15 protein-coding genes are annotated in these 12,519 nt (G+C 36.1%); 2 read left to right on the forward strand and 13 right to left on the reverse strand.

Translation table 11 applies throughout. The features are described from left to right. Positions 1 to 6 precede the first annotated feature (6 nt). Genes M9C83_05045 through rpsP form a run of 6 tightly spaced genes read right to left on the reverse strand, consistent with a single transcriptional unit; the run spans position 7 to position 3,982 of the window. Positions 7 to 756, reverse strand: coding sequence for a thioredoxin fold domain-containing protein (locus tag M9C83_05045; protein URQ66025.1), 750 nt, complete (start codon positions 754 to 756; stop codon positions 7 to 9). Positions 757 to 758: 2 nt separating this feature from the next. Next, positions 759 to 1,661, reverse strand: a complete 903-nt coding sequence (gene xerD, locus M9C83_05050; protein ID URQ66026.1) for a site-specific tyrosine recombinase XerD — start codon at positions 1,659 to 1,661, stop codon at positions 759 to 761. 23 nt (positions 1,662 to 1,684) lie between these two features. Then, on the reverse strand, positions 1,685 to 2,041 hold the full coding sequence (gene rplS / locus M9C83_05055) for a 50S ribosomal protein L19 (GenBank protein ID URQ67397.1): 357 nt from the start codon (positions 2,039 to 2,041) through the stop codon (positions 1,685 to 1,687). A gap of 45 nt (positions 2,042 to 2,086) precedes the next feature. Continuing rightward, positions 2,087 to 2,809 (reverse strand): tRNA (guanosine(37)-N1)-methyltransferase TrmD, encoded by a 723-nt coding sequence (gene trmD / locus M9C83_05060; protein URQ66027.1) that lies wholly within the window; start codon positions 2,807 to 2,809, stop codon positions 2,087 to 2,089. Positions 2,810 to 2,813: 4 nt separating this feature from the next. Continuing rightward, a complete protein-coding gene (gene rimM, locus M9C83_05065) occupies positions 2,814 to 3,332 on the reverse strand; it encodes a ribosome maturation factor RimM (protein URQ66028.1) in 519 nt (172 codons plus the stop codon). Positions 3,333 to 3,346: 14 nt separating this feature from the next. Then, on the reverse strand, positions 3,347 to 3,982 hold the full coding sequence (gene rpsP / locus M9C83_05070) for a 30S ribosomal protein S16 (GenBank protein URQ66029.1): 636 nt from the start codon (positions 3,980 to 3,982) through the stop codon (positions 3,347 to 3,349). Between the two features lie 188 nt (positions 3,983 to 4,170). Between rpsP and M9C83_05075 the strand changes: the two genes are divergently transcribed. Together M9C83_05075 and M9C83_05080 are read left to right on the forward strand one after the other, a co-directional pair. After that, positions 4,171 to 5,448: an HlyC/CorC family transporter gene (locus tag M9C83_05075; GenBank protein URQ66030.1), complete on the forward strand. Its 1,278-nt coding sequence runs from the start codon at positions 4,171 to 4,173 to the stop codon at positions 5,446 to 5,448. Then, complete coding sequence (locus M9C83_05080) at positions 5,445 to 6,530, forward strand: mechanosensitive ion channel family protein (GenBank protein ID URQ66031.1); 1,086 nt, start codon at positions 5,445 to 5,447, stop codon at positions 6,528 to 6,530. Before M9C83_05075 ends, M9C83_05080 begins: the two co-directional genes overlap by 4 nt. 4 nt (positions 6,531 to 6,534) lie before the next feature. Here the strand turns inward: M9C83_05080 and M9C83_05085 are convergent, their stop codons facing one another. From M9C83_05085 to M9C83_05115, 7 genes are all read right to left on the reverse strand, one after another. Then, positions 6,535 to 7,014, reverse strand: coding sequence for a hypothetical protein (locus tag M9C83_05085; GenBank protein URQ66032.1), 480 nt, complete (start codon positions 7,012 to 7,014; stop codon positions 6,535 to 6,537). A gap of 72 nt (positions 7,015 to 7,086) precedes the next feature. Further along, positions 7,087 to 7,722 carry a urate hydroxylase PuuD gene (locus M9C83_05090; GenBank protein URQ66033.1) on the reverse strand — a complete coding sequence of 212 codons (636 nt, stop codon included), beginning with the start codon at positions 7,720 to 7,722 and terminating at the stop codon, positions 7,087 to 7,089. Between the two features lie 94 nt (positions 7,723 to 7,816). Beyond that, positions 7,817 to 9,469 (reverse strand): chaperonin GroEL, encoded by a 1,653-nt coding sequence (gene groL / locus M9C83_05095; GenBank protein ID URQ66034.1) that lies wholly within the window; start codon positions 9,467 to 9,469, stop codon positions 7,817 to 7,819. 20 nt (positions 9,470 to 9,489) lie between these two features. Further along, positions 9,490 to 9,783 carry a co-chaperone GroES gene (locus M9C83_05100; protein URQ66035.1) on the reverse strand — a complete coding sequence of 98 codons (294 nt, stop codon included), beginning with the start codon at positions 9,781 to 9,783 and terminating at the stop codon, positions 9,490 to 9,492. Positions 9,784 to 9,939: 156 nt separating this feature from the next. Further along, positions 9,940 to 10,362, reverse strand: coding sequence for an FxsA family protein (locus tag M9C83_05105; GenBank protein ID URQ66036.1), 423 nt, complete (start codon positions 10,360 to 10,362; stop codon positions 9,940 to 9,942). 321 nt (positions 10,363 to 10,683) lie between these two features. Then, positions 10,684 to 11,931 (reverse strand): MFS transporter, encoded by a 1,248-nt coding sequence (locus M9C83_05110; GenBank protein URQ66037.1) that lies wholly within the window; start codon positions 11,929 to 11,931, stop codon positions 10,684 to 10,686. 8 nt (positions 11,932 to 11,939) lie between these two features. Next, positions 11,940 to 12,422 carry a YajQ family cyclic di-GMP-binding protein gene (locus tag M9C83_05115; GenBank protein URQ66038.1) on the reverse strand — a complete coding sequence of 161 codons (483 nt, stop codon included), beginning with the start codon at positions 12,420 to 12,422 and terminating at the stop codon, positions 11,940 to 11,942. Between the last annotated feature and the right edge of the window lie 97 nt (positions 12,423 to 12,519).

Genomic DNA, 12,519 nt, shown 5'->3' on the forward strand with positions numbered 1-12,519 from the left:
GTAATTCTAGCTGTTAGTACCGAGAATATTAAGTAAATCTTGAGGAGGCAGATAACCAGGAATCATTTTTCCTTCATCAGTAATAATTGATGGAGTGCCTTGAACTCCTATTGTATTACCAAGATTGAAGTGCTTTTCGACTGGATTATCTTCACATAACTTCGTTTCAATATCTTTACCCTGCTTTAATAAAGTTAATGAAAAATTAGGATCTTCATTGCACCATGCTGAAGAGATTTTATTAAAAGAGTCTGACCCTATACCAGCTCTTGGATATGCAAGGTAATTAACTTTTATCCCTAATTCTAAATAATCATCAATTTGATTGTGAAATTGCCTGCAATATCCGCAATCAACATCTGTGAAAACGAATATATTATGATTTATTTTTCTAGGCTCAAAAGTTATAAGTTCACTTTCGCTCAAACCCCCAATTAAAGTTTTTCTTTGGTAGTCTCTTCTTGATTCAGATTTATTTACTAAGCCATCTTTTGTAATAAGATAAATATCTCCAGATACTAGATAATTACCATCAGATGAAACATAGAGAGGTTCTATTCCCTCAAAATTTACTTCAAAAAAGCCATTCAAATCTGTTTCCTGAATCGAAATCAAATTAATTTCATTGGGAAGAATGTCCGTGAGCTTTCTTTTTACTGCTTCAATTTCCTTTATGTCATCTGATGAGTTGGCCGAACAACCTGCCGAAAATATCAAAATTATGAAAAAAGTAAAAATTTTAAATTGCATTGGCATACTTAACCTCTAGGGTGATGCTCATTATGTAATTCTTTCATTCTATGTCTAGCAACTTCTGTATAAATTTGCGTCGTTGAAAGACTTGAGTGACCCAAAAGAAGCTGAACTGTTCTGAGGTCAGCGCCATGATTTATTAAATGTGTAGCAAAAGCATGTCTAAGGGTATGTGGTGAAAGGTCTTTTTTTATGGAAGCTTTTAGAGCATAGTCTTTAATTCTGTACCAAAAAGTTTGACGGGTCATGGATTTTCCTCTTTTACTTAAAAAAAGTTCGGAAACTTTGTTGTTTTCTTTCAGCAAGTTGGGGCGACTTTCGTTAATATACTTCTGTAACCAATAAAGAGCCTCCTCGCCCATAGGAACTAATCTTTCTTTCTGTCCCTTACCAATAACTCTGATAACTCCCTGTCTTATATTTATGTTTAAGATGTCTAAGTTTATTAACTCCGATACCCGCAAGCCACAAGCATAGATTAGTTCCAACATTGCTCTATCTCTTAAACCAATAACCTCATCAACATCTGGGGCATTTATAAGTTTTTCTACTTCATCTTCAGAAAGTGTCTTAGGGAGTGAATGACCTAACTTAGGGCTATCCACTCTAGAAGTGGGATTTTGAACTAAATTGTGTTTGATGGTCAGGTGTGAGTAGAAAGCTCTAAGGCTTGAGAGAGATCTTGCGGTTGATCTGCTGCTATAGCCCTCTTTTAGTCTTGCAGCTAAATATTCTAATAAATCTACCCTGCTGACATCTAATAGCGATGAACCTTTGTACCAATTAGAAAAGGAAATAATGTCATGTCTATAAGCCGATAAGGTATTCTTGCTCAAACCCTTCTCAAGCCATGAATCATCAATGAAAGTATCAATGAGAATTTTTGAATTTATATCTACAGTGCCCATAGCCGAAATGAGCAAGACAGCAATTAGCTTAGCTTCTCTTTAATCCTTGCTGATCTGCCGGTTCTTTCTCGCAGATAAAAAAGTTTTGCCTGCCTTACATCTCCACGTCTTTTAACCTTTATAGAGCTTATAATGGGACTGTGAGTTTGAAAAGTTCTTTCAACACCGACTCCGTTAGAGATCTTTCTCACAATAAATGATGACCCTAATCCTCTCTTTTTGATAGACAGAACAACGCCTTCAAATGGTTGAAGTCTCTCTCTGGTACCTTCAACGACTCTCACGTCCACAACAATCGTATCCCCAGGAGAAAAACTTGGAATATCATCTCTAAGTTGAGATGCCTCTACAGTTTGTATATATTTGTTCTTATTCACTATGAAATAACCTAATTAGGTTGCGCATTCTATCAGATAAATATTCGATTATTCATCATTAATTTCATTTAATAGTTCAATCTCCAAGTTAGACAGATCTTTACTTTTTATAAGATCGGGTCTATTTTTAAGTGTTATTCTTAGTGATTCTTTGAGTTTCCATCTATTAATTTTTTCATGATTTCCGCTGATTAATATTTCGGGCACATTACCATGAGGTGTTTTTTCAGGTCTTGTATACTGAGGATGTTCTAAAAGTCCATCACTGAAAGAATCATTTAAAGATTCCTCATTTCCAATGAAATCCTTATGTTGTCTTGCTATCGCCTCCATTAGAACTAGAGCTGCAAGCTCACCACCATTTAATACGTAATCTCCTATAGAAATTACTTCATCAATACAAGTTTCTTCAATTCTTTTGTCTATACCCTCATATCTACCGCAAACTATCGTTATATTTTCATTAGCTTTCAAGTCAATAACTTTTTTTTGGTCAAAGATAGTACCGTGAGGTGCAACGAATACGACATGCGTTTTATCGTGCTTTTTTATCTCATTAACAGTCTTGATGATTGGTTCTGCCTGAAAAAGCATACCTTGTCCTCCACCAAAGGGCTTATCATCTATTCTTCCATCCCTATTTCCGCTGAATTCTCTAGGATCCCAAGTCTTAACTTGAATCAAACTATTGTTAATAGCCTTAGCGAATAACCCATGTTCAATAAAATTATTAATTAAATCAGGAAAAATAGTAACTAAATTGAATTTCATCAGTTTAAAAGTTATCAGGCCAGTCGACTAATAGTATGCCATCTTCTAAAGAAATTTCTTTTACTACTTGAGGTTTTATATAAGGCAAAAGTCTTTCTTTATCATCTATACTTTCTTGAGTACTTTGAATAATCAGGACTTCATTAGATTTTGTGCCAAACGATCCCTGAACTATACCGAGAATTTTATTTTCTAGATTTCTTACTTTTAACCCTTCCAATTGATAAAGGTAATACTCTCCTTCTTTTAATGCAGGTAGATTTTCTTCATGAATATAAACTTCTTTATTTCTAAGTTGCTCTGCAAAATTGCGATCATCGCATCCCTCAAGTTTTATTATCAATCTATCTGATTTCTCAAGTGTCTTTTCTAGTTTGTAAGACTTTTCTTGTTCAACAATTAACTCTTCATAACTTAAAAGAGTAGATAAATCTTTTCCGTAATAATGAAAGTAAATGTAACCCTTTATTCCATGAGGCTTACCAAGTTTTCCTATAAGTATTTTTCGGCCTTCGGACCGCATGGATCAGTTAAGGATTATGAATCCTTTTCTTTATCTTCTACTGGAACTTCTTCTACTGGAACTTCTTCTGCTGGAGCTTCTTCTGTTGCAGCCTCTTCTGCTGGAGCTTCTTCTGCTGGAGCTTCTTCTGTTGCAGCCTCTTCTGCTGGAGCTTCTTCTGTTGCAGCTTCTTCTGCTGGAGCTTCTTCTGTTGCAGCCTCTTCTGCTGCTGCTGCTGGTGCTGGTGCTTCTTCTTCTGCTGCTGCTTCTTCTACTGCTGGTGCTTCTTCTGCTGCTGCTTCTTCTTCTACTGCTGGAGCTTCTTGTGCTGGAGCTTCTTCTAATGGTTCTTTATCAGCCAACTTCTTTGCAAGTTTTTTTTGTCTCTTGAGCTCTTTAGTAGCTAGTCTTTTTTCAGTTTGTTCTGGCGTCTCTTTATTTTGCTTAAGAAGATTCAGTACTCTACTGCTAGGTTGAGCACCTTGTCCTATCCAATAATCTATTCTTTCTAAATCTAACTTTAATCTAACCTCCTGACCTGAGGCTATTGGATTGTAATAACCAACTCTCTCCACAAATCTTCCGTCTCTAGGCATGCGAGAGTCTGCAACGCTTACATGAAAAAAGGGTCTTTTTTTTGCTCCAGATCGAGCTAGTCTAATTGTTAACATTTAATAAAATACATATTTATATTTAAAAAGGCGGTCATTCTAGTCCATAAGCTGACTCTTTCAAGCGAAATTTGTATGTTTATTTGCCTTCTGATGCCTACAAATGGTTATAATGCAAACTTTAGAGTAATATTTATATTTCTTGTACACACTTTTCACATCTAAAATCCTGATTAGGATATCTTAAATTGAACGAAATTCCCCTATGGATTCTTTTAGCATCAATAGCTTTTTTAGTATTGATGTCAGCTTTTTTTTCTGGTTCTGAAACCAGCATGATGGCCATCAATAGATATCGCTTAAAGCACTTGGTTAAGGAAAAAAATAAGTCTGCTAAGAGGGTTTCAAAATTATTAGAAAAAACAGATAGACTCTTGGGAGTTATTTTAATCGGAAATAATTTTACTCATACCTTATCTACAGCCTTAGCGACTGTAGTTGCCATAAGGATATGGAGTGATAATGCTGTTTTAGCTGTGACTGTGTTTATGACTATCATTATGATCATATTCGCTGAGGTAATGCCAAAAACAATTGCCGCGCTCAAACCAGAAAGTATTGCATTCCCATCTTCATACTTACTAAAACCTTTATCTAAAATCTTAAGTCCCTTAATTACCCTAGTTAGTTTTGTTTCCAATAATGTAACCAAGCTAATTGGGATAGATTTAGATAATGCAAATAAAGACGAATTAAAACCAGAAGAGTTGAGAACTTTACTACAAACTTCAGGTGTGCCAAAGAGACAGGAAGAAATGTTAATGGGCATTTTTGACATGGATAATCTATCTGTTAATGACGTGATGATTCCCAAAAATGAAATCATTGGTATTGATCTTAATGACGAAATAGAAGACATAGTGAAGCAATTGCAAGAAATTGATTTCACGTACATACCATGTTTCGAAGATACCATTGAAAATATTCAAGGTTTTTTGTCTTTAAATAAAAAGGCAGAGTTTCTAGGTAGCGAGGACAAATCAATTCGAAGTTTAAAAGACGAACTACGTGAACCTTTGTTTGTTCCTGAAAACACTCCTTTATACAAGCAACTTGCCAATTTTCAGTCTTCAGGTAGAAGAGTTGGATTAATTGTAGATGAATATGGAGATATCGAAGGGATAATCACCTTGAGATCTATTCTTGAAATAATAGTTGGAGAAATCACAACCGAATCTATAGAAAAGATGGATATCATGCCACAAGCAGATGGTAGTTATTTAGTGGATGGAAGCATGATGATTAGAGAGGTCAACAGAAGACTTAAATGGGAGTTACCCACCGAAGGACCAAAAACATTGAGTGGCTTAATACTTGAAGAAATTCAAACTATACCTGACACCAATGTTGGCTTGAGCATAGAAAACTATAAAATTGAAACAGTGCTTATCAAAGATAACGTTATAAAGCTGGCTAAAGTCAAAGTAATCAAAGAAATAGTTGAACAAAATGAGGAGCAAGAATGATTAATGAATTTTGGAACCTCGTTTTAGAGATCTGGCAACAAGGGATTAGAGGAATAGGTATTGATAATATAATTATCTGTTTGCTAATTATTTTGGGATCTTTAGTGGCAAGAGCCCTTATGAATACTTATCTTCTAGATAAGATAGCAAAACTGACTGAGAAATCAGAAACTACATTAGATGATGAAATTATAGAATCATTGAGAGGTCCTTTTGGGCTAATTCCTGTAGCTTTTGGACTTTATCTCATCACAGCCTACCTTCCATTAAGTGGGTCTTTAGATTTAATAGCAACAAATCTGGTAAAAATGCTTGTCATTTATACTATCTTCAGCGCACTAGCAAACCTAACTAAACCTTTATTAAACTTACTCAGTGATACTTCCTGGTTAACACCAGCTATGACAACTTGGCTAAGTCGAGTTGCAAGCGTACTTGTCTGGATAGTCGGTATAACAATGATGCTAGATATATGGGGAGTAGAAATCGGTCCAATTATCGCAGGACTAGGACTTTTTTCAGTAGCCGTGGCTCTCGGTGCACAAGATATGTTTAAAAATATCATTGCTGGTATATTTATTCTAAGCGAAAAAAGGTTCCAACCAGGAGATAGAATAAGGATTGGGGATGGGCTGCATGGAATTGTCGAGTCAATCGGCTTTCGTTCAACTCAAGTAAGGTTACTAGATACTTCTCCAGTATTTGTTCCAAATACAGACCTTTCTGATGCTCAGGTTATAAATCATCAAAATATGAATTATAGAAGGATATTTTGGACAGTAAATCTTGTATACAGTACTACAGCTCAACAGCTCGAAAGTATTTGCAAGGATGTAGAAGAATATATAAATACAAGCAAGAATTTTATTCAAAATCCCGGGCAAGAGAATTTTGTAAAAGTTACAGAGCTTGGTTCTAGTTCGATAGATTTAACAATTTTGTGTTACATGGATGTAATTGACTACACACAATTCTCGCAAGTGAAACAAGAGCTGATCTTTAAGATCATGGAAGTAGTAGATACTTATGAATCAGATTTTGCTTTCCCGAGCAGGTCGCTATATATAGAAAAACAAGACTAGCCTCCTATAAAGGAAATCTCAACATACTAGTAATAGGTCTTATAGAATCATTTTTATCTAAAATAAAGTTTTGGGCTGTTAAAAGCAATGCACGTTCATGATCTCCCATGAACTTTGAAACGAAACATTCTTCTACCTCCTCTTCATCAGCTAAACTCTCCAATTCTTCGTAAAGCGGGAGGTAATTATTCTTTATAGATTTCTCCATGTCTTTCATCAATTCTTTAAAGGGGACTTCTTTTAGTGAGTGTCCAATTTCAATTCCACGTTCGCGAGAAACAATCTCCTCTCCCATTGGTAAGTCTAGTTTGCAAAGCAAAGGTCTCATGACTGCTTTTGCTTCTGTTTCAAACTGTAACATCGAGCCATAGATATATCTCTCTTCTTTGTTTTTTGCATACTTAAGTAAATATTCAAATATAATTTCTCCTGTCTGCTCGCTGTGATAAACCTCCAACAGACATTCTTTAAATTTCTTATTCATAAATCTTATCTAAATTTATACTTTCAAAAGATAAAAAAAGGGAGAAAAAGCTCCCTTTTTTATACTCTAATTCTATAAGTAATAAGCAACGCTAGACAAAGCTATGCACAGAACAAAACTAGACACTATTACACTCCTTACTGAAGTGATAGCTGGTAGCATTTTCCCCCAAATTGCATTTGCTTGAATTGCAAAAATAATTGCCAAGCCTACTAGCAGTCCTGTCATTTCTAGATTGGCGCCTAAAATCTGACCAGAAGCTGGATAATGTGCAGATGCGACCATGAAATAAAGCATACCAACAGAAAAAAGTGTATTTGTCCTGGAGGCTAAGGCTGCTTTAGGACCAGCCACTGCAGCATCTCCTTCCTTTATACCAATTACTATTTTTTGATTAGGCCAAATGATACCCCAAACATTAAGCATCATCAGTGTTCCCATCGTTGCCCCTAGAATAATTTCGAGAGTTATTTTTACAGAAATATAGTGCAAGAGTGCTAACCCGGTTAAGAAAGTTAAAAATGCTGCCCACCTGAACCACCAAAGAGCTCTAGGTGCTAATTTTGCTACTGCATCCTTTCTTGCATCATCTTCAGCTTCCTTGAAATATTCTGTTTGTACGAAATTAAAATAGTACAAAAGGCCAATCCAAGCAATTCCGACCAGTATGTGACCGAATCTGAATAACATATTAAATAGTTCGTCCATAATCCCTCCCTTAAAAAAGTAAATGATACCTAATTAGCTAAGACTTATAAATTATTTCTTTCAAGCAAGAAAAAAGCCCCGAAGGGCTTTTTCTTTACATCATGCCGCCCATGCCGCCCATGTCCATTCCTGGAGGCATTCCGCCCGGCATACCACCAGCAGCTCCACCTTCATCTGGAGCATCAGCAATCATAGCTTCTGTAGTGATCATCAAACCGGCTACAGAGCCTGCAGCTTGAAGTGCAGTCCTCGTGACTTTTGCTGGATCAAGAATACCCATTTTGATCATATCACCATACTCACCAGATCCTGCATTAAAGCCGAAGTTTCCTTTTCCTTCCTTTATTTTATCGAGGACAACAGAGGCTTCTTCTCCAGCGTTATTTGTAATCTGTCTAATAGGTGCTTCCATTGCTCTAAGAGCAATGTTGATCCCTACATTCTGATCTTCGTTATCTCCTTCAAGGCCTAGTATCTTCTGTTGAGCCCTCACTAACGCTACACCACCACCAGCAACAACTCCCTCTTCGACGGCAGCTCTAGTTGAATGAAGTGCATCTTCTACTCTGGCTTTTTTCTCTTTCATTTCTATTTCAGATCCAGCTCCAACCTTAATAACAGCAACTCCACCAGCTAGTTTTGCTACTCTTTCTTGAAGCTTTTCTCTGTCATAGTCAGATGAAGTATCTTCTATCTGTGCCCTGATTTGATTAACTCTTCCAGAAATACCATCGGCAGAGCCTGCTCCGTCGATGATAGTAGTGTCCTCCTTATTTAGCTCCACTTTTTTAGCCTGACCTAAATCTTCTATGGTGGCTCCTTCTAGAGAGAGTCCGACTTCCTCTGATATAACTGTTCCACCAGTCAATATGGCAATGTCTTCAAGCATAGCTTTTCTTCTATCACCAAATCCAGGTGCCTTACAAGCAGCTACTTTAACTACGCCTCGCATATTATTCACAACTAAAGTAGCAAGCGCTTCACCTTCTACATCTTCAGCAAGGACGAGTAGTGGTCTTCCTGCTTTTGCAACAGCCTCAAGTAAAGGCAAAAGATCTCTAATATTTGAAATTTTCTTGTCATGCAAAAGGATATAAGGATCATCCAGATCTGCAGTCATTCTTTCTTGATTATTGATGAAGTAAGGAGACAAATAGCCTCTATCAAACTGCATACCTTCAACTACTTCTAATTCGTTTTCTATACCAGAACCTTCTTCAACGGTTATGACACCTTCTTTTCCAACTTTTTGCATTGCTTCAGCAATAATTTCACCTACGGCAGTGTCGCTATTCGCGGATATAGTTCCAACTTGAGCTATCGCTGTATCATCCTCACATGGCTCAGAGGCATCCTGAAGAGTTTCAACTGCAGCAGCTACCGCTTTGTCTATACCTCTTTTAAGGTCCATTGGGTTAAATCCAGCTTGAACAGATTTTAGCCCTTCATTGACTATAGACTGAGCTAATACTGTAGCTGTTGTTGTGCCATCACCAGCTTCATCTGACGTTTGAGATGCAACGGTCTTCACCATTTGTGCACCCATATTTTCAAATTTATCTTGAAGTTCGATTTCTTTGGCAACCGAAACACCGTCTTTTGTTACCGTGGGAGCCCCAAATGACTTATCTAAAATTACGTTTCTTCCTTTCGGACCTAATGTCACTTTTACCGCATCAGCGAGAATATTTACTCCTGCCAACATACCTTGGCGAGCGACATCACTAAATTTGACTTCTTTGGCCATTATATTCCTCTCTTTTTAAATTAATTTTCTAAAACACCAAGGATGTCTTGTTCATTAAGAATTACAAGTTCATCCCCATCTACCTTTACCGTATTGCTTCCGGCATACTGACCGAAAACAACTAAATCGCCCTCGCTCACTGAAACAGCTTGTGAATCACCGTTATCCAAAGTTTTTCCAGGCCCTACAGCTATTACTTCACCTTGAGACGGTTTTTCTGCTGCCGATCCAGGTAGAACAATACCACCTTCAGTAGTTTGCTCTTCATCAGTGCGTCTAACTAGGACACGATCTGCTAGTGGTCTAAATTTCATTTATTTTCTCCAAAAATTTAATAAAAATTTAAATTGTTATTATGAAAGGCTCGACATTCTAATCAGTTGAAAGCACACGTCAATGCTGAATTTTGAAAGTCCTAACCTCTCACATTGAATATCTTGGGGTTTTCAAAGATTTTTCAAGTTTTTTTTCTACTTATCTTTCCTATATTCACCTTCTATCCAGTCCCCATTATTTTTATTTGTACCATTTCCTTGCCCAATCGGCCTGAGATAACTGAAGAGAAGCCCTAAAATGAATATACGAGTTACAGGTAAAAGAACTAAAATACCGATAACATCTGTTATGAAGCCCGGAATTACAAGAAAAAACCCTCCTATAGGTGTAAAAATTGTCTTTAGAAAATTATCTGCGGTTGGCTCAAAAACAGATTTTTTTGATTGTATATCCAGCAGTTTCTTTAAGCCTTGATTACGCAATAAATACAATCCCATTATTCCCGAAAAGAAAATCCAGAGCATTGTGGTAAAAGCACCAATGCTTCCTCCAATAACTATAAGTGTATATATTTCTATTAAAGGAAATATTATTAAAAATAAAAAAAAGTATCTCATCACGTATGACTTATATTTATTTTTGGGGCGAAATATAAATAAACAAGTATACCTAGTAAATCTGAAATGAAATCGAAAAACTCTGCGGATCTATAAGGTAAAAAATATTGTGCTAATTCTATTAATAAAGCATAGAAGATAAGAAAGATTAATGCTGCTTTGCTCGATAATAGGGTTCTTTTTATTGAAAGGTCCAAAAAAAGGCTAAGTATTATGAAAGCAGAAAAATGAAATAGTTTATCAAGATATGGTACAGAAATATCACCTTGCGGAGTAAGTGCGGTATAACTGATTAATAAAACAAGGACCAGAAATACAATTCTATATATTCTTATCATTGAGATTATTACGTTTAATGTAATAAAACAGTAGCAACAAACTAGGTAATGTCAAAAAGGATGTGAAAATAAAAAAAGCCATCCATCCATTTACTTCACCAAATTCGTATTTAAAAAAATTCGCTAACATTCCTGAGAAACCACTAAATAATTTACCTGGTAACATCATGAAGGAAGTCAAGAGAGCATATTGAACAGCTGTATATTTTTTTGAGACTAGACTTGTGAGGAAAGTTATATTTGCCGTGCCTACAACTCCAGCTGCCAAACTATCCGCTCCAACGACCCAGCCAAGAAGATGTAAGTCCTTTTCAAGTATAGCTACCAAAGAGAAAGATAGATTAGTCATCAGTACAAGAAAAGCGCCGATAACAAGAGTGACTTTTACTCCTAGCCTTTTAACCAAGAGGCCCCCTAAAAAAAACCCAAAAATCGAAGCAATGACAGCAACAACCTTAACAATATAACCAATTTCCTTTAGTGAATAACCCTTTTCTAAATAGAACGGACTAGCCATTGGACCCATAACGATATCGGTCAGCCTATAGGTTGCAACAATCATTAGAAGAAAGGATGCAAAATATAGTCCAAATCGTGTAACAAAATCTTTCAGGGGTTCAACAATAGAATTCTGTAGCGTTAATCTTTTTAAATTCAGATTTACTTCTTCAGGACAAATCAAAACACCTATGATGCCGATTAACATCAAAAGAGACATTACTTGGTAAGTTAAAGTCCAACCATAGTCTGAAGCAAAAATTAATGCGAATGAGCTTGAAATTAGAATCGCCATTCTATAACCAAATTGATAACTAGCTGCTAAATTTCCTTGCTGATGTAAATCAGCAAGCTCAATTCTAAAAGCATCAATAGCAATATCTTGTATTGATCCTGAAAAGGCTATGAGAAACGCAATTAACGCAAACACCTGCAGACTATCAAGTGGGTTAACAATAGAAAGAAGCAGCAAGCAAATCGCTATAGATATTTGAGATAATAATATCCAACTCTTTCTATAGCCAAGTCTACTAAGAAAAGGAACTGAAAAATTGTCTACTAATGGTGCCCATAGAAACTTTAAGGAATATGTTAAGACTATCCATGCAAAAAACCCTATGAGGGAGAGGTCGATACCAATATCCGCTAACCAAACGCCCAATGTTGAAAAAATGAGAATATAAGGCAGGCCCGACGAGAAGCCTAAGCTACCTATAGTAAAAATCTTTAGCATTTAGAAATTTAATCTCTGAAGTTTACAAACTGCAAAGGAATATCATAATTCTGATCTTTTATGAGCTGGATGATAGCTTGTAGCTCATCTCTTTTTTTTCCAGTAATCCTTATGCTATCTCCCTGAATAGAGGCTTGAGTTTTTGACTTTGATTGCTTGACCAAAGAAGTTATTTTTTTTGCAAGCTCTTTATCAATCCCTTCTTGCAAGTCTATGATTTGTTGGGCTGATCCTCCAGAGACTTGAATTTCTCGGTGTTTTAAGCTTTTTAGATCTATTCCTCTTTTGGCAAGAGATTCGTTAAGTAGAGGAGACATTTGATGAATTTGGAATTCTTCATTTGCAGACAAATCTATCTGGTTTTCACTAAGACTAAACTCAGCTCCAGTACCTTTAAAGTCAAATCTATTTTGTAAAATTCTATTAGCCTGATCTACAGCATTAGTAATCTCATGATGATCAAGCTCAGATTTAATATCAAAAGAAGCCATAATGTTTACCTCCAAATTACTTTTAGTAAAAGTCTGCCAATCACATTTTGAAAATAATTAGCAAACTATCGAAGTGTAACACTCTCATGAGTTACCA

Source organism: SAR86 cluster bacterium (genome assembly GCA_023703575.1).
In the GTDB taxonomy this organism is placed as follows: Bacteria; Pseudomonadota; Gammaproteobacteria; order Magnimaribacterales; family Magnimaribacteraceae; genus Magnimaribacter.